A 17,800-nucleotide genomic window follows, 5' to 3' on the forward strand; every position below is an offset into this window, starting at 1 on the left:
ATCAGTTCACCGTTGTAGCAACTATATAGCGTTAACGTAAAATTAGCTCATCTGCGTGGCAAAGAATACATCTTTCAGAGGGAATAGGGAACAGGGAACAGGGGAAACCCACGGCTTAAAAACCGAAGTGCTTTGGTAGCAAGGCTTTGAAGAGTGTGTGCTACAATTGGACAACCACGCAGCTATCGTGTCGTGCTTTGTATGAAAAAAGTCGTCGTTGGTCTTTCTGGTGGCGTTGACAGTTCCACCGCCGCAGCTATCCTGCACCATCAGGGCTATGAAGTGATTGGTTTGACTCTTTGGCTAATGAAAGGCAAAGGTCAATGTTGCTCTGAAGGTATGATCGACGCGGCTGATCTCTGTGAACAATTGGGCGTTCCTCATCAGGTTGTGGATATTCGGGATCTCTTTCAGACGCATATTGTCGATTATTTGGTGACTGGTTACAGTGCTGGGATCACACCTTTGCCTTGCTCCCAGTGCAATAAAACAGTGAAGTTTGGGCCAATGGTGCAGTATGCTCGTGAAGAATTGGGATGCGATCGCATTGCCACTGGTCATTATGCCCGAATTAGCTATGACGAAGCAACTGGACGTTACCAGTTATTAAGGGCTGTTGACCGTAACAAAGACCAGTCATACTTTCTTTATGATTTGTCTCAAGATTTACTTGCAGCAACTATATTTCCTCTGGGTGAACTAGAAAAAACTGAGACGCGCCGCATTGCAACTGAATACGGACTGAAAACTGCTGATAAGCCAGAAAGTCAAGACTTGTGCTTAGTGGAAAGTAACGGTTCCATGCGGGCATTTTTGGATAAATATTTAGCTCCCAAAACAGGCGATATTGTAGATACCACAGGCAAAATTTTGGGACAGCATGATGGTGTCCATCACTACACCATTGGCCAGCGCAAAGGCTTGGGTATTGCTGCTGCCGAACCGTTGTATGTGATTGAATTAGATGCGGAAAATAATAAAGTAGTAGTAGGCGATCGCACCAAGGTAACTCAACCAGAATGCACTGTAAATCGGGTAAATTGGGTTTCTATTGCTGAACCATCCACCCCAATTCATGCCCAAGTGCAAATTCGCTATCGTTCAACAGCTACACCAGTGACAGTGATTCCGTTGGAAAACTCTCGTGTGCGTTTGGTGTTTGATGAACCCCAAATCAGCATCACCCCCGGACAAGCGGCGGTATGGTACGACGGCGATAAAGTATTAGGTGGTGGAATAATTGAACAGTTTAGTTGAACCCAACCCCGGTTTCGTTAGTAACCAAAACCTCCCCTCTCCGTGTAAGCGAGGAGGGATATTTTATTTCTAATAGAAATGCTAATTTTTGGATTTATTGAAGTCAACTCAACCTAATATTTGGTACTCATAGACTTTACTATTAATATTTTCACATTTTAAGTTTTCCACAGATTAAAAATCTATGTATGAAACTTTTATTGACCTTGATGAACTGATAGTACGCTGTAGAGATAAACAAGCTAAAAAATTTATTCAAGAGGCTGTTGCTTGTTATAGGGCTGGGGCATTTCGCTCTTGCATAGTTGCTACATGGAATGCAGTCGTATTTGATTTTCTTCACAAACTAAGAGAACTTGATCTTCTAGGAAATGGTGAAGCATCTAGCCTATTAAAGCAATTTGAAAATATAAGTTCAGCATCAAAAGTGAGAGATTTGTGGCAATTTGAGTCAAGTATTCCAGATTTAGCTCTTACAAAATTTGAGCTTATTTCATCTGTAGAAAAGTCAGATATAGAAAGATTATTTGAGGATAGAAGTCGATGTGCTCATCCATCAATGACATCTTTAGAAGAACCATTTGAGGGAACAGCAGAACTAGCACGCTACCACTTGAGAAGTGCCGTAATGCATCTATTGCAACGCCCGCCTGTTCAAGGTCGCTCTGCTCGTGAAAGAATTTTTCAAGATATTAAATCTGATTATTTTCCAACAGACCCGGAATTAGCAGCACAATACTTTCAAAAAAGTCCACTTGCTCGTGCACGTTTTATCTTGATTAAAGATATAGTACTAGGCTTAACTGTAAGTTTATTGACAGAAAATCTTCCCGAAGATGAAAGATTACGTCAGTTTTCTGCATTAAATGCTATATATAAAATATATCCCAAAGAAATAGTAGATATTTTAGATAATGCCCTATCAAACATTATTATTAATAAGGTCAATGATGCAAATTGGGATAAGGTAATAATATATCTTGGAAGTATTAAAGGTTGGGATGTATTGAGCGAACCATGTCAGATAAAAGCAAAATACTTTATTGAAAAAATTGAAGTATTTCATGAAGTTTCAACATTCAATAAACGTTTTTTGCCTAAAATGATAAATATTTTAGTAAAAGCATCCTATATGTCTTTTCTAAAAGAATCTGTAATTAATAAACTTCAAACCCTTCCTTTCAAAGATTTATTAACTATAAGAGAGCTTTGTGAAGATCAAAATTTTACAAAAGTAGTAATGAATGATCTTTTTAGAGGAGCAGTTCCACAAGCAAATTTAAATGAACTTATTTTAATAAGATTAGAAGCAGATGAAACACTAAATGACCTAATCGAGCCTTATCTACGAGAGCAGATAAAAGAAGCTTCTCTCGAAAAACTAGTTTTAATAATGTCAAGGTATGAAGATGAATTATTAAATCACTTGATTGAGCCTTGGTTAAAAAATGAAATCAATGATGCTCCTTTGGATGAATTACTTGAAGCTAGAAGAAAATACCAAGTATTAAATGTACCAAATGAGGAATTGACTAAATTATTTGATGATCGCGTGAGCAAGCTTATTAGTAAATTATCTTTTGATGAAATAATTGAGCAATCGGAATATTGGGATGAATTTTCTGATGATTCATTTCATAGTCTTTTAAAAGAAAATATACCGATTATAGTTTCTAAATTTATAAATTCTTATTCTTATGTAAATGCAATTTCTAACACTGACCTCATAATTAAAATTGCCGAACATCTTAGTATAATAGAGTGGGAACAAGTTTTAGAAGCTTTTTGTAAAAATAATCAAATATATGGCTCTCGCCATTGCCCTGGTAGATTTTGTTTACTATTAAAAAAGTCTGTAGACATCAGTGGGACTATACCGTACTATTGGTTATCTTTCCGAGAAGAGCTTAATAAAAAATTTAAGTTTAAAGACGTTGACATTGACAGACTTAAAAATTTCATTGACTCTTATCAAATAACCGAGTTTTAAGTAAATCATAGTTCTAGAACAGCGATCGCTTATCCTAAAAGTGGGGCATTAAATACTCGTAATTATTATTCCAAGTCATTACTCTGCTAAATCTTCATCCAAGATTGTTTCAATATCTCGTCCGCCATAAATGACTCTCAGAATCTCTACACCATAATCCGAAGGAAGATAAAAAACAAGATAATTTTTAAATCCTTTTATTGCTTGCTGTCGAACACCAGCTAAATTGGGATGAGAGAATTCACAAGATTTTCCCATTCCTGGCATTTTACCCAGTTGTTTGAAAGTTGTTTCTGCTGCTGCAAGAAACCTATCTGAAGCTTCCAAGTTATCTTCTGCAATATAAGTCGCTAATTCTATCAAATCGCAGATGACTTGCGGTCGTTTGCTTACGTCGCTCATTAACCTTGGTTTGACCCTTTATGCTTGGCGATTCTTTGCCGCACAGCTTGGCGGATGTCTTCCCAATCGTCAGGAGTCATCTCAGTTGCATTGCCAGAATTTAGACCTTCTAAAAGCATCGTTTCCAGACGTTCAGCCGCTTGACGCTTTTGGTCTTGGCGCACCAACTCACGAAAATATTCACTGACACTGCTGTAACCACCAGTTGCCACTTTCTCTTCTATATAAGTCCGCATCGCGTCAGGGAGAGATATATTTATACTTTTCACTGGTACTACTTCCCTAATTTTTCCTTCATAATATTATTTTATGGCAGTTTATGCCATTTATTGCCATGCAAGGATCAATTAGCAAAAGCTATACCTGCGGCGATCTACGCTTACGTACTCTCTATCAAAAACTACTTTTATTGCCCCTTCAAACTCTTCCAAAGCCTGTACAATTTCTAGTTGCCAAGCTCGTTTAACTGTAGCGGCAATAATTTGAGTTAAAGGGATATTTGGAAAGTTAGGACTGTGATCAGATTCGATGTAATGTCCGTTGCTGAGTAAATAAATCCTTAGCGATCGCAACGGGGTCATTTAAGCATTAAACTTGTTTGATTAACATCCTTACTGTAGCTTTAGCCATAGTATAGTAAGGATGTCAATCCCGAATTTCTCACTCATAGGGTGGGGGGTGTAAAAAGGGTGGGGAGTGTGGGAGGCGCTGCGTTGCACTTTGCGCTCAGGATAAGCGCCCATTCTGAATTCCTCCTCATTCTTCCCACCCTCCCCACGACCTGGATTTCTCACTTGTGAGAAATCCAGGTCAATCAGTCATCTGTTGACAGGCCGGAAAAACTAATGAACTTATTTGAGCTTTTAGCAGGGGAAGACGATCATCTAGCTCTTGTTACGCCTGGGGGGCGATCGCTAACTTATAAGCAATTGCGCGAGAATGTTGTTGGACTAGTATCCCAACTCAACAGCTTTGGATTGAAACGGGGTGAACGCATAGCCATTGCTATGACTAATGGTTCACCAATGGCTATTACCTTTTTGGCTGCCTCTCTGTGTGGCACTGCTGCACCCCTAAATCCCAAATACAAGCAAGATGAATTTGCCTTTTACTACGAAGATACTCAGGCAAAAGCACTGATTACATTGTCTGAAGATCCAGAAGCAGCCATTGCCGCTGTCACACCCGACATGATGCTGATTAATGCCAAGGTAAACACTGATGGCACATTAAGCTTTGAACTGGGGACTGGGGATTGGGGATTGGGGAACTCGGGGCCCCCTCTGGGGATTAGGGGCAATGGGGACTGGGAAAATTTGGTTGGGGACAATGATATAGCAATGATTCTCCACACTAGCGGTACCACCAGTCGTCCCAAGCGTGTGCCAATTCGTCATCGCAACTTAATCGCTTCAGCCCACAACCTCATTGGTGCTTACTCACTCACAGCAGATGACACTACACTTTGTCTAATGCCCCTGTTCCATGTTCACGGATTGGTGGGCTGTTTACTAGCAACTCTGGCATCAGGCGGCACACTAATTTGTCCCAATGGTTTTAATGCCCTGGAGTTTTGGAAACTGGTAGATACCTATAAACCTACCTGGTATTCCGCAGCGCCAACTATGCACCAGACCATTTTGGCCCGCGCTAGCCGCAACACAGAAATTGTCAAAGCTAACCGCTTTCGTTTTATTCGCTCTAGTAGCGCTTCCTTGCCCCCGATTATCATTGAACAGCTAGAGGCAACTCTTAATGCTCCGGTGGTGGAAGCTTACAGCATGACTGAAGCATCTCACTTAATGACTACCAATCCCCTACCACCAAAAGTGCGGAAACTAGGAACTGTAGGTTATGGCTTTGGTGTAGAAGTGGGTATTATGGACTCCGAAGGCAACCTATTATCTCAGGGAAGCTTGGGCGAGGTGGTGGTAAAAGCGCCCAATGTTATAGATGGCTACGAAAACAACCCGGAAGCTAACGCCACAGCTTTTGTAAATGGTTGGTTCCGCACAGGTGATCAGGCTACTCTGGATGCAGAAGGCTACCTCCGCTTGACTGGACGCATTAAAGAATTGATTAACCGGGGTGGGGAAAAAATTTCTCCCTTAGAAGTGGATGATGTCTTGCTGCGCCATCCCGCCGTCGCCGAAGCTTTGGCCTTTGCTGTCCCCCACAAATCTTTAGGAGAAGATATCCACGCCGCTGTAGTTTTGAAAGCAGAGGTTGGCGAAAAAGAACTTTTAGCTCACTGTTCAACTATGCTGGCAGACTTCAAAGTTCCTAAGCAAGTTCACATTTTGGATCAACTACCTCGTGGTGCTACTGGGAAACTGCAACGGTTGGCTATGGCAAAATTGCTGAATATCGGGGAGTAGGGAGTGGGGAGTGGGGAGGCAGGGGAGCAGGGGGAGATGAACGCAAAGTAAGAGAAGAAAGAGAAGAAAGAATTGATTCCCAGTCCCCAGTCCCCAATCCCCAGTCCCCAATCCCCAATCCCCAGTTCAATTTTGAATTGTGAAAACGTTGTTTTTGATTAAAAATTCTTGAATGCAGTTGACAAATTCTTCTAATTCTGAGACTAAGTTAGTAGTGCCTCTAAGCTCTTGATAGTCAGCTAGCTGTTCTAGTTTGTCAGCGGCTATATACATTGCTGTGGCTCCAATATTGGCACTAGCACCTTTAAGGTGATGAGCTTCTCGCACTATTTGCCCAAAGTTATGAGATGCGATCGCAACTTTAATGATCTCTAAACGGGGTTTAATATCTTCAACGCATATTTGCAATAGATTTAATTCAAATTCTTGATCATTTCCCGATATCTGATGCAAGTGTTCCCAATCAATTACTAGGTCAGTGGAAACTGTCTGTTCATACACAACTGCCTCTTGTTGTGAACTGATCACACCTGTCCAATGCTCTAAGGTCGCAGCCAATTGATCTTTAAATACTGGCTTACTCAAATAGTCATCCATACCTGCATTGAGACACATTTGTTCGTCTTCTTTCATCGCATTGGCCGTCATCGCAATCACTACCGGACGACGACGCAAGGCAAAGTCGCCCTTTTGCCAACGATGAATTTCTTTTGTGGTTTCTAAACCATCAAGAATTGGCATTTGGCAATCCATTAAAATCAAATCGTAAGGAATTTTTTCTAATTGCTGCAAAACTTCCTTTCCATTAGCAACAACATCGGCTTTATAGCCCAAACTATCGAGTTGTTTCAAGGCTACTTTTTGATTCACCAAATTATCTTCAGCTAAGAGAATTCTTAACTTGGATTTAGTAGCGGCGTTAGAGGAAGAGGAAGTAAGAACAGCTGAAGTCTCTGTACTCTGGATTTCTTCAGTAGCCTCTAGCCCTGATTCCGGCTGAGTTTCTAAAATAGTGATGATGGTGTTGAGGAGTCGTGATGGCTTAATGGGTTTGACCAAATAAGCAGCAAATCCAATATTTAGTGCCTGCTGCACTTCCTTCCGTTGATTAGTAGAGGCAAGCATAATCAAAGGGATCTCAGCAATTGCCGAATTGGCTTGAATTTGTTCTTCTATTGTCATGCCATTTGTTTGAGGTATTTGCATACCAATCAAGGCAACATGATATGATTTCCCTTGCTCGTAAGCTTTCTGAATAACTTTGAGAGCCGCAGCAATACTGTCAGCTTGATCTACCTGCATTCCCCAATAAGTAGCTTGATGGCGGATAATTTTGCAATTAGTAGCGTTGTTATCTACTATTAACAAGCGGCGATTGTGCAAAAGTCCGTTGGCACAGCCATCGCATTTTGGCAAAACAGGCTCAATTTGCTTGGTAAAAAGCACCTCAAACCAAAACTTAGATCCTTTTCCTACCTGACTTTCTACCCCAATCACTCCTCCCATCAAGGTTACAAGTTGTTTACAGATGGCTAATCCCAAACCAGTACCACCATACTTGCGAGTGGTAGAAGCATCCACTTGGGTAAAGGGCATAAAGAGTTTGCGTTGGTCTTCAGGGCTAACGCCAAGACCTGTATCTGTGATGGCAAAATGGATTGTGGCTGTAGTGGGAGAAAGCGCACGCAATTCGGCTTGTACTAATACTTCGCCAGTGCTGGTGAACTTGATCGCGTTACTGATTAAGTTCATGAGAATTTGCCGCAGTCTACCAGCATCTCCTTGGAGGTGGGTGGGGACGTTATGCTCAATCATGGCGGCAATTTCTAATCCCTTGTTATGGGCTGAAGGGGCCAATAATTCCACCACTTCTTCTATACAAGTGGATAGGTCAAAATCTAGAGTTTCGAGAGCCATTTCTCCAGCTTCAAGTTTGGAAAGATCCAAAATCTCGTTGATTAAACTTAAAAGAGCATCTCCACTACTCCGAATTGTTTCAATAAAATCTCGCTGTTCTGCATCTAAGGGAGTATCTAAAACTAAACTGGTCATTCCCAATACAGCGTTCATTGGAGTGCGAATTTCATGACTGATATTTGCCAAAAAGGCACTTTTCGTCTGAGAAGCTAATTCGGCTTGGCGACGGGCAATTTCAAGTTCTTGTCGCTGACGAGTTTCTGCTGCTAATAGTTGGGCTTGCGCTAAGGCAATACCTACTTGGTCGGCTATTTGCCGCAAGAGATGAGTTTCAAAGCTAGACCAATGGTGGGAATCGTCACACTGATGAACTATAAGCAAACCGCAAACTTCTTCTTTGACAAGAATGGGCACAACCAAATTGACTTTGACCCCAAATTGTTGCATTAATTCTAGATGGCTTTGTTCAACTTCTAACAGATCCAAGTTAGCCAATCCTAAAACCCTTCCTTGACGGTACTGTTGTAGATAGTATTGTTGTAGATACTCCGCTTGGAAGTAGGGAGGGGTGATGCTTTGCTCTTTGATTGCTGGTAAGCCAGAAACTACTGCTTCTATAACGGTGGTTGCAGACTCGTCTGGCAAAAGCTGATAGATCAAAACTCGGTCTGTCTGAAGAATCTTTTGTACTTCCTCGACAGTGATTTGGAGAATTTCTTCGATTTGTAATGATTGGCGAATCTTGAGGGTGATTTCGGTAAATAATTGCGATCGCAAGTTTTGCCGTTGTATTTCTTCTTCAGCCTGTTTCCGCTGGATAAATTGCCCTACTTGCTCACCAATCGAATTCATGGTTTTTACCAAATCTTCGTCAAGCGGCTGGATTTCACGGTTGAAGCAGGTAATGACACCAAGGATTTTGTTACCGCTGCGGATTGGAAAACCAAAAGCTGCGTGTAGTCCTGCAATTTTGAAGTTAGAGAAATTAATATCTTTAACAATATCAGCGATCCAAACAGGTTCAGAACTAGCCCAAACCTGACCAGGTAATCCAATTCCTGTCGCAAAGGTAGTTTGCCACTTTAATGCTTCAAACTCTTGCATCTCAAGGGATGCTTTACACCATATATCGAGCAAACGCAGTACATTTGCTTGTTGGTCTACCATCCAAATTTCACCCAAATCCCATGCCAAACTCTCACAAATCCCTTGCAAGATTTGGCGAGTAGCTTCGCTGATGGTGGCAGATTCGGCTAAAACGCGGGTTGCAGCATATTGTGCAGTTAAATGCTTTTGTGCACGTTTGCGATCGGTAATGTCAGTGCCAGTACCAACAATGTATTCTACTGATCCTTCATAGTCTTTTAAGAAGGTATTTGACCAGGCAATCAGTCGGCGACTACCATCCTTCATTACCCAATGGTTTTCGTTCTCTAGAAAGCCTGTACCAGTTAGCAATTGCTCAAAAACTGCTTTGGCTGACTCCACTTCTTCAGGAAGTAAGAACACGTTCCAGAAATACCTATCCCTCACCTCATCGAAAGAGTAACCCGTTATTTGCTCACAAGCTTGATTGAAACGAACGATTTTCCCTTGAGAATCGAGAACTGTTACCAACGCGCTGGCTGTATCAAGGACTGCTGAGATAAAGTTGCGTTCTTGATTTAAGGTTTCTTCTGTCCTTTTCCGCTCAATCACCTCACGATAGATGAAGTAGTAGACTACAGCAAGAATGATAAAACTTAGACTGATCGCGATCGCAAGTGCAAAAATTGTGTTGCGACGCCTAATTTTTTTTGCTTGTGACTGCTGTTGAAGTCGTCCCCTTTCCTGATTTTCTATCTCATTAATCGTCTTACGGATATCACCCATCAGATTTTGTTCATTATTTCTTAGTAGTACTTGCAACGCTGCCTCTAATCCCTCGTTCTGGCGCAAGTCAATAATCTGTTTTAGTTCAGTAAGTTTAGCCGTTATCAGAGATTCAAGCGTTGCAATCTGCTTTTGTTCTTCTGGTTGATCTGCCGTTAAACTCTTCAGTTTGGCAATTTCTTGATCAACGTTAGCTAGTGCTGCTTGATAAGGTTTGAGATAAATTTGTTTTCCAGTCACGATGTAACCACTTTGTCTAGTCTCAGCATCCTTGATGTAAGACAGTAGTTCTTCTAGGCTGTCGAGTTTTTGATAAGTATTTTTGACGATACTGCGATTATTAGTAGATACTCTTGTATTTTGATAAGAAACCACGCCAATCACAACTAAAATTGCCGACGCTAAAGCAAAACCTGCTGCAATCTTTTGGAAAAATTGCTTGCGTACCCTCTGTGATTGTTTGTCTTTCTTGCTAACAAGTAGTAAACTTGCTAAATTTCGGCGCAATTCCAGTTGCTTAATTACTTGACGGCCTAATGTTCGTAATGCCTCCAGTTGTTCTGGATTAAGTTCTCGTGGTACGTAGTCAATTACACAGAGAGTTCCTAGCGGATATCCTTCTGGATTAGTCAAAGGGACACCAGCATAAAACCGAATATTTGGGTCAGATGTTACCAGTGGGTTTGTAGCGAACCGTTCGTCATCTGTTGCATCTGGTACAACCAAAACATCAGGCTGGAGAATAGCATGGGCACAGAATGCTAAATCTCGGTGTGTTTCTAGGGCTTCCATTCCGACTTTTGACTTAAACCACTGACGGTTTGTATCAATTAAGCTAATTAAGGCGATAGGAGTCTGACAAATATACGAAGCTAGACGGGTGAGGTCGTCAAATGCAGCTTCAGGTGGCGTATCGAGAATCTTATACTGCAAAAGTATCTCAATTCTCTGTGCTTCGTTATCAGGTAATGGTGCTTTCATCCTTAAGCCTTATCTACATTTTGGGAGAGGTAGGGGAGCAGGGAAGCAGGGGAGCAGGGGAGCAGGATAATAACCAATGCCCAATGCCCAATGCCCAATGCCCAATTCCCAATTCCCAATGCCCAATTCAACAAACTTACTTTAATTAATGACAATAGTTTAGTTAAAAGCGTTAGCGTAATTTCACTGAGTTCGACTTTGTGAAATAATCGTTCAAAGGATCAAGTCTCTACTGTATTTTTTCTGCCCTGGTTTCTTTGAAATCGGCGGCAAGCGAGTATTTTCGAGTCGCGTCTGAATAATCGGCGTTTTTGCACCCCCACCAAATTTTCAAGTTGGTGGTGCAACAATTCCTGCGCCGATCTGAATCCCCAACTGTAAGCGTTGCGGAAAGCGAGTCTTGTCTACGACACGCTACGCGAACGAGCGTCGCGTCTTTATTCTGACTCCTGAATTCTGACTCCTGAATTCTGACTCCTGAATTCTGACTTCTGAATTCTTCTTCAAAGTATTCCCTTTTAAACAGATAATAACCTCACCCAAAATTGCAAAAGTTTTTTAGCGACCAAACGTTGACATCCTCACCGACCTAAAGGCGCTCTTAAGAAGGAGTAATGAGTAATAAGTAATAAGTAATGAGTAAATACTCATTTTTCATTCACTATGAAACTCATTACTCCTTACTCATTACTTTAAAGCCGTGCTATAAGCCTTATGATTCAGACCCAAATATGTGCTGAGAAGCAGTCATGTAGATATTTATGCGTTTTGCAGGAGATATCAAGATAAATCATGAAATATTTGGTCAAATTGTCTGGTAATTTACCCTAATTGTCAGAATTAAAAAGTATTTTGCTTTGTAACAGTAGGTAACTAAAAATTTGGGACTTTGTGTCGGTTGAATAAAATGCTATTCTTCGAAAAATAAACATGCAACTATTGCATATTCATACCCTTTTTTAAATCTTGGCAACTACGACCTGGATTATATTTTTGTTAACATTTCCAGAAAATTAACGTTAAGTAACTTTCAAGACAAAAATGTGTAACTAAAAGTAATCAAATGTAGTTAAGGATACAAATCATTGGTGCTTAGGAAAAAAAACAAGTGTTGAAAAAAGTTGTGATGATTGGGGCTATCACCCTACTGTTTTTGGGAGTACCGCTAATGGGCAATGCTTTTGCCCAAACACCAGCCGCTACTCCACCTGCTGCTGATACTGGAGATACGGCATTTATGCTGATTTCAGCAGCCCTTGTGCTGCTAATGACACCAGGATTAGCATTTTTCTATGGTGGATTTGTGCGATCGCGCAACATCCTAAACACATTGATGATGAGCTTTGTGTTGATGGCGATCGTGGGAGTTAGCTGGATTCTCTGGGGCTATAGTCTTTCCTTTGCACCAGGTTTACCGTTTATCGGTGGATTGCAATGGCTGGGATTGAATGGTGTCGGCTTAGAGATAACCGATTATCTCAAAGGGTCAAATCCCCCGGAGGTTCTTTCTTATGCTGGAACGATACCTCACCAGGCATTCATGATCTACCAAGCCATGTTTGCCATTATCACCCCAGCCTTAATTTCTGGGGCGATCGCAGAACGGATGAGTTTCCGCGCTTATTGTCTGTTTGTGGTATTGTGGTCAACTTTTATTTACGCCCCTCTAGACCACATGGTATGGGCTAAAGGTGGATTTCTAGGTTTGTATGGTGGCTTGGGTGCCCTCGATTTTGCCGGTGGTACAGTAGTTCACATTAGTTCAGGCGTTTCAGCCCTGGTAGCAGCGATCGTCCTTGGGCCTCGGAAAACCCATCCTGATCGTCTTAGCCCACCGCACAACGTTCCGTTTATTTTACTGGGTGCTGGCTTATTGTGGTTTGGTTGGTTCGGCTTCAACGCTGGGAGTGCTTTAACTCTTGCTAGTGGAACCTCTGGTAACTTAGTAACAAATGTGGCAACAACAGCCTTCGTCTCTACGAATACATCTGCGGCAGCTGGTGCATTAATGTGGCTGATTTTGGAGAGTGTTTTACGGGGTAAACCAACCGCCGTAGGAGCAGCTACAGGAGCCGTTGCTGGATTGGTGGGTATCACTCCCGCCGCCGGATTTGTCACACCACTATCAGCGATTTTAATTGGTTTCATCACCGCCTTTGTTTGCTTCTATGCAATCAGTTTCAAGCACAAGCTACAAATTGACGATGCTTTAGATACCTTTCCTGTGCATGGTATTGGTGGTACAGTGGGAGCAATTTTAACAGCAGTCTTTGCCACTACTCAAGTCAATGGAGGAGGTAAAGACGGAGTGTTGCGCGGTAATTTTGGTGAATTGGGAGTTGAACTAGTAGCAATTGCCATTGCTTACGCGATCGCCGGTGTTGGTACGTGGATTATTCTCAAGGTTATCGATGCTACAGTCGGGCTACGAGTCAAAGAGGAAGCTGAATTGCAAGGTTTAGATATCAACGAACATGGTGAAGAAGGTTACAACTCCGAGTTTGGCGATCGTCCCACTTAGGAGTGGTGAGTGCTGTTAGCGGTAGCGGGGCGTTTAGCCCGTGCTGAGTGCTGAGTTAGGAGGAAAGAACTTTCTGTTTGCTTCCCCAATCCCCAATCCCCAGTCCCCAATCCCCAATCTAAGAGTGTGTCATTTGCGATCGCTAGCGTTAAAATTTGATTCAAATAATTGGTAAATTTCGCTAGTTGTGTCTACTTCTCTTAAAACCTTTCCTATCTGGGCATTTTTCTCGCTGTTAACCAACGGCATCCTAATGTTGGCGGTCATCCTGCTAATTTGGCAACAGCAGAGATTGTCCGCTTTTTTTGGGATAGTAACATCCCCAGAACCAATCAACCTGAACAACTCACCCCAAATTGCTACACCTGATTTGGGTCGCCGTCACCAACTCAGTTATCAAGAGTGGGTAGACATCCTTAAGCAAGAAGCCAAGGTCGCCGCTGACCAACGTCCTGCCGATTTAACTATCCTGGCGGGAGATTCTCTGAGTTTGTGGTTTCCCCCTGAGTTATTACCCGAAGGTAAAAATTGGCTCAATCAAGGAATTTCTGGAGAAACCAGCAATGGACTTTTGAAAAGATTGGAGATATTTGACCGCACCCAGCCAGAGGTGATTTTTGTGATGATTGGCATTAACGACCTAATTCGGGGGATGAGCGACAGGGTAATTTTAGATAATCAACGGCAAATTATCAGTTACCTGCAAAAGACTCATCCCACAGCGCAAATTGTTGTCCAATCGATTTTGCCACATGGAGCAGAGGAAGCAACTTGGCAAGGACGAGAAAAACTTCTGGCTGTTGCCAATAGTCGCATTCGCAAGTTGAATCAGCAATTGCAAAGCATATCTACCAAAAAAGGTGTCAAATATCTCGATTTATACCCGCTGTTTACCAACAAGCAAGGAAATCTCCGCCGCGAATTTACTACCGATGGCTTACACTTAAGTCCTGAAGGCTATATAGTTTGGCGTTCTGCATTGCAGATTTATAGCAATATCGAATTAAAACCCCAGCAAGAAAAAGAGGGGAAAAGGTTAAAGGGTAAAGGGTAAAGCCATTAAATCATTTTCCCTTTCCCGCTCTTTGATAATATCTTTGAATACAACTTTGTATAAATCGCGTCTGGGCGCGAGAAAATAAGAAATAGTGGTTTAAGTAGACAAATCTAATGGATACAAAAGCTTTTAAGCGCAGCCTCCAACATTCAGAAAATTACAATCGCAAGGGTTTTGGTCATCAAGCAGAAGTTGCTACCCAGTTGCAATCTGAGTATCAGAGTAACTTGATTCAGGAAATTCGCGATCGCAATTACATCTTGCAACGAGGTGATGTCACAATCCGACTAGCACAAGCCTTTGGCTTTTGCTGGGGTGTAGAACGAGCTGTAGCTATGGCTTATGAAACCCGTCAGCACTTCCCCAAAGAACACATCTGGATTACTAACGAGATTATCCACAACCCTTCTGTAAATCAGCGAATGCAGGAGATGGAAGTAGAATTTATCCCCATTGAAGGCAAGAATAAAGACTTTTCTGTTGTGGGAACTGGCGATGTGGTCATATTACCGGCTTTTGGGGCAAGCGTTCAAGAAATGCAGATACTTCACGATAAAGGCTGCAAAATTGTTGACACAACTTGCCCTTGGGTCTCTAAAGTTTGGAATACAGTAGAAAAGCACAAAAAAATCGATTACACATCAATAATTCACGGTAAATATAAGCACGAAGAAACAGTTGCTACTAGTTCTTTTGCTGGCAAGTATTTAATTGTGTTGAATTTGCAAGAAGCAGGTTATGTTGCTGACTATATTATTAATGGTGGCAACCGGGAAGAATTTCTGACAAAATTTGCTAAAGCTTGTTCAGCCGGATTTGACCCCGATCAAGATTTAGAAAGAGTTGGTATTGCTAACCAAACTACCATGCTTAAAGGTGAAACTGAGCAAATCGGCAAACTTTTTGAGCGGACTATGTTGCAAAAGTATGGCCCTACAGAATTAAATCAGCATTTCCAAAGCTTCAATACCATTTGTGACGCCACCCAAGAACGGCAAGATGCCATGTTGGAATTAGTGGAACATAATTTAGATTTAATGGTAGTAATTGGTGGGTTTAATTCATCCAATACTACGCAATTGCAACAAATTGCTTTTGAACGGGGAATTCCTTCTTATCATATTGATACTGTTGAACGGATTAAATCAGGAGATTCCATAGAACATCGGCAATTAAATGGGCAGTTAATAACTACAGAAAACTGGTTGCCAGATGGAAAAATTGTTGTGGGAGTTACTTCTGGTGCTTCTACGCCAGATAAGGTAGTAGAAGATGTGATTGAGAAGATTTTTGCTTTGAAAGCAACAGCAGCGCTGGTTTAACGGTGACCAATTATCAAGTATATAAGTTCATAGTAAGGACTTTAGTCCTTACTATGAACTCTCAAAACTAGCTTAAACATTGTACTAGATAAGACTAGTAACTATTGAATGTTCACTATTTTTAAAGTTCGTAAAGGTTGAAATAGCAATATTATTATCCAATCAGCAACTCATACTCATCATGTGACCCAATCCAGACCCAGTAATAATCCTCGCCTTTCTTAAGTGCTAGTGCGCGATATCCACCACTAATCCTGACTGACCACAAATCATTTCCTACTTTTTTGAAATGTAAAGACGAATGAAATTGATTATTAATCCAAAGACGATATGCCTTTCTAGCTTGCTCTTTAACTTCATTTGAAAGTGCAGCATAAGAGCGCCAAAAATCAGGGGTTGTTAAGGATTTCATCTAACGGTTTTACCTGATTAGCTTGAATATCTGCCTTTGCACGCTGGATTAACTGATCCAATCGACCGGATTTTGCATCTGCTTCGATTTGCCTGTCCCAGGCATCATTGAGATATTCTTGAAGCCAGTTTGATAAATCCCGCATTTCATCTTCAGACAGTTGCAGAATAGCAGCTTCTATTTCTGGGAGTGAGTTCATCCTGTTATCCTCAATCCAGCACTATGAACTATATTCTACCAAAATTGACGGAATAATTCAGAATTAGAATTAACGTCAAATATTAGTTATTAATCATGAATTAGCATGACAGAGAAATGGCTTTCTATCGTCGGTATTGGGGAAGATGGATTACAGGGGTTAAGCGCGATCGCTCTTTCCCTAATCACTCAAGCTAAAGTAATTGTGGGAGGCGATCGCCATTTAGCAATGCTCCCTAAAGATGACCAACGTGAAAAACTAGTCTGGACATCCCCTATTAGCACCTCTGTAGACGAAATCATTCAGCGTCGGGGTCAGTCAATCTGCGTACTAGCCAGTGGCGATCCTATGTGTTACGGCATTGGTGTCACCTTGATGCGGCGAATTCCTGTCTCTGAAATGACGATTATCCCCGCACCTTCAGCCTTCAGCCTCGCTAGTGCCAGGGTGGGATGGTCTTTAACTGAGGTGGAAACCTTGAGTTTGAATGGTCGTCCATCCTCCCTACTCCAATCTTACATTTACCCAAAAGCGCAGCTGTTGATTTTGAGCGAAGGAAAGGACACACCCGCCATTGTTGCTGAAATTTTGACAAATCGCGGCTACGGTGGCAGCAAAATCACCGTCTTGGAGCGCATGGGCGGCACTCATGAAAGAATTGTAGAAGGGACGGCGGCATCTTGGAGTGAAACTGAAGTTGCGGCTTTGAATGCGATCGCAGTTTATTGTATTCCTGATCCTGGGGTTATTCCTTTGCCAAGATTACCAGGATTACCAGATAACGCCTACCACCACGATGGACAGTTAACGAAGCGTGAAGTTAGGGCAGTTACCCTAGCAGCTTTGGCTCCCACACCGGGAGGATTATTGTGGGATGTTGGCGCGGGTTGCGGTTCAATTTCTATCGAATGGATGCGGAGTCATCCTCAGTGTCGAGCGATCGCGATCGAACAAAATTCTTCTAGACTACTATATATTGCTGATAATGCCGCCACTCTTGGTACTCCCAATCTGCAAATCATTGAAGGGAAAGCACCCCATGTCCTGAAAAACTTATTAGCACCAGATGCCATCTTTATTGGTGGTGGGGTTACAGCAACGGGACTTTTTGATGTTTGCTGGGAAGCGCTACGGCCGAGTGGACGTTTGGTGGCAAATGTTGTGACGGTAGAGGGTGAGCAAACTTTATTTCAATGGCATAAACGAGTCGGTGGCGATTTAACTCGTATTGCCATTCAGCGGGCGGAACCTATTGGTAAATTTTTGGGCTGGCGAGCAATGGCGCCTGTGACGCAATGGGTAGTTGTAAAGTCTGAAAACTAAAATAAACAGTAGTCTAAATTTTGTAGCATACTATATTTAATAGGCTTGTTACTCAGAGACTTCTAACAAATAAATTATCCAATCTTGTGGGGTGGGTCGGAAAGCCCGGTTTTAGCTACGGGTGGAACGCCAACTCCACAAAAAGTAATTGAGTATTTTTTTATTTGAA

General features: G+C 41.9%; 14 protein-coding genes. 7 read left to right on the forward strand and 7 right to left on the reverse strand.

From position 1 onward, the window contains the following. The first annotated feature begins 201 nt into the window (after positions 1-201). A complete protein-coding gene (gene mnmA / locus RRG12_RS16060; protein ID WP_420760012.1) occupies positions 202-1,257 on the forward strand; it encodes a tRNA 2-thiouridine(34) synthase MnmA in 1,056 nt (351 codons plus the stop codon). A gap of 184 nt (positions 1,258-1,441) precedes the next feature. Next, complete coding sequence (locus tag RRG12_RS16065; RefSeq protein ID WP_420759976.1) at positions 1,442-3,247, forward strand: hypothetical protein; 1,806 nt, start codon at positions 1,442-1,444, stop codon at positions 3,245-3,247. Between the two features lie 78 nt (positions 3,248-3,325). Here RRG12_RS16065 and RRG12_RS16070 read toward each other — a convergent pair whose 3' ends face one another. The 3 genes from RRG12_RS16070 to RRG12_RS16080 all read right to left on the reverse strand — a co-directional run bounded on the left by RRG12_RS16070 (position 3,326) and on the right by RRG12_RS16080 (position 4,230). Further along, positions 3,326-3,649 (reverse strand): type II toxin-antitoxin system RelE/ParE family toxin, encoded by a 324-nt coding sequence (locus RRG12_RS16070; protein WP_420759977.1) that lies wholly within the window; start codon positions 3,647-3,649, stop codon positions 3,326-3,328. After that, positions 3,649-3,918 carry a type II toxin-antitoxin system ParD family antitoxin gene (locus RRG12_RS16075; protein ID WP_420759978.1) on the reverse strand — a complete coding sequence of 90 codons (270 nt, stop codon included), beginning with the start codon at positions 3,916-3,918 and terminating at the stop codon, positions 3,649-3,651. Before RRG12_RS16075 ends, RRG12_RS16070 begins: the two co-directional genes overlap by 1 nt. 78 nt (positions 3,919-3,996) lie before the next feature. Beyond that, positions 3,997-4,230, reverse strand: coding sequence for a hypothetical protein (locus RRG12_RS16080; protein WP_420759979.1), 234 nt, complete (start codon positions 4,228-4,230; stop codon positions 3,997-3,999). 264 nt (positions 4,231-4,494) lie between these two features. On the opposite strand from RRG12_RS16080, the gene RRG12_RS16085 reads away from it, so the two are divergent. Next, positions 4,495-6,027 carry an acyl--CoA ligase gene (locus RRG12_RS16085; RefSeq protein WP_420759980.1) on the forward strand — a complete coding sequence of 511 codons (1,533 nt, stop codon included), beginning with the start codon at positions 4,495-4,497 and terminating at the stop codon, positions 6,025-6,027. Positions 6,028-6,153: 126 nt separating this feature from the next. On the opposite strand, the gene RRG12_RS16090 is transcribed toward RRG12_RS16085, so the two are convergent. Beyond that, positions 6,154-10,797 carry a GAF domain-containing protein gene (locus RRG12_RS16090; RefSeq protein ID WP_420759981.1) on the reverse strand — a complete coding sequence of 1,548 codons (4,644 nt, stop codon included), beginning with the start codon at positions 10,795-10,797 and terminating at the stop codon, positions 6,154-6,156. A gap of 1,168 nt (positions 10,798-11,965) precedes the next feature. On the opposite strand from RRG12_RS16090, the gene RRG12_RS16095 reads away from it, so the two are divergent. Further along, on the forward strand, positions 11,966-13,318 hold the full coding sequence (locus RRG12_RS16095) for an ammonium transporter (protein WP_420760013.1): 1,353 nt from the start codon (positions 11,966-11,968) through the stop codon (positions 13,316-13,318). Here RRG12_RS16095 and RRG12_RS16100 read toward each other — a convergent pair. Continuing rightward, positions 13,315-13,482 carry a hypothetical protein gene (locus RRG12_RS16100; RefSeq protein ID WP_420759982.1) on the reverse strand — a complete coding sequence of 56 codons (168 nt, stop codon included), beginning with the start codon at positions 13,480-13,482 and terminating at the stop codon, positions 13,315-13,317. The genes RRG12_RS16095 and RRG12_RS16100 overlap by 4 nt on opposite strands. A 23-nt stretch (positions 13,483-13,505) precedes the next feature. Between RRG12_RS16100 and RRG12_RS16105 the strand changes: the two genes are divergently transcribed. After that, positions 13,506-14,372 (forward strand): SGNH/GDSL hydrolase family protein, encoded by an 867-nt coding sequence (locus RRG12_RS16105; RefSeq protein WP_420759983.1) that lies wholly within the window; start codon positions 13,506-13,508, stop codon positions 14,370-14,372. A gap of 116 nt (positions 14,373-14,488) precedes the next feature. Next, entirely contained in the window at positions 14,489-15,697 is a 1,209-nt protein-coding gene (locus RRG12_RS16110) for a 4-hydroxy-3-methylbut-2-enyl diphosphate reductase (RefSeq protein ID WP_069069614.1), read from the forward strand. Between the two features lie 154 nt (positions 15,698-15,851). On the opposite strand, the gene RRG12_RS16115 is transcribed toward RRG12_RS16110, so the two are convergent. Beyond that, positions 15,852-16,109, reverse strand: coding sequence for a hypothetical protein (locus RRG12_RS16115; protein WP_420759984.1), 258 nt, complete (start codon positions 16,107-16,109; stop codon positions 15,852-15,854). After that, positions 16,087-16,308: a hypothetical protein gene (locus RRG12_RS16120; RefSeq protein WP_420759985.1), complete on the reverse strand. Its 222-nt coding sequence runs from the start codon at positions 16,306-16,308 to the stop codon at positions 16,087-16,089. The genes RRG12_RS16115 and RRG12_RS16120 overlap by 23 nt, the downstream gene beginning before the upstream one ends. A gap of 105 nt (positions 16,309-16,413) precedes the next feature. On the opposite strand from RRG12_RS16120, the gene cbiE reads away from it, so the two are divergent. Then, positions 16,414-17,631: a precorrin-6y C5,15-methyltransferase (decarboxylating) subunit CbiE gene (cbiE, locus tag RRG12_RS16125; protein WP_420759986.1), complete on the forward strand. Its 1,218-nt coding sequence runs from the start codon at positions 16,414-16,416 to the stop codon at positions 17,629-17,631. Positions 17,632-17,800 lie beyond the last annotated feature (169 nt).

This window comes from Nostoc sp. CALU 546 (assembly GCF_048836525.1).

Coding starts and splice junctions, on each gene's coding strand:
- mnmA (WP_420760012.1), top strand. CDS start 202: ATGAAAAAAGTCGTCGTTGGTCTTTCTGGTGGCGTTGACAGTTCCACC.
- RRG12_RS16065 (WP_420759976.1), top strand. CDS start 1,442: ATGTATGAAACTTTTATTGACCTTGATGAACTGATAGTACGCTGTAGA.
- RRG12_RS16070 (WP_420759977.1), bottom strand. CDS start 3,649: ATGAGCGACGTAAGCAAACGACCGCAAGTCATCTGCGATTTGATAGAA.
- RRG12_RS16080 (WP_420759979.1), bottom strand. CDS start 4,230: ATGACCCCGTTGCGATCGCTAAGGATTTATTTACTCAGCAACGGACAT.
- RRG12_RS16085 (WP_420759980.1), top strand. CDS start 4,495: ATGAACTTATTTGAGCTTTTAGCAGGGGAAGACGATCATCTAGCTCTT.
- RRG12_RS16090 (WP_420759981.1), bottom strand. CDS start 10,797: ATGAAAGCACCATTACCTGATAACGAAGCACAGAGAATTGAGATACTT.
- RRG12_RS16095 (WP_420760013.1), top strand. CDS start 11,966: ATGGGCAATGCTTTTGCCCAAACACCAGCCGCTACTCCACCTGCTGCT.
- RRG12_RS16110 (WP_069069614.1), top strand. CDS start 14,489: ATGGATACAAAAGCTTTTAAGCGCAGCCTCCAACATTCAGAAAATTAC.
- RRG12_RS16115 (WP_420759984.1), bottom strand. CDS start 16,109: ATGAAATCCTTAACAACCCCTGATTTTTGGCGCTCTTATGCTGCACTT.
- RRG12_RS16120 (WP_420759985.1), bottom strand. CDS start 16,308: ATGAACTCACTCCCAGAAATAGAAGCTGCTATTCTGCAACTGTCTGAA.
- cbiE (WP_420759986.1), top strand. CDS start 16,414: ATGACAGAGAAATGGCTTTCTATCGTCGGTATTGGGGAAGATGGATTA.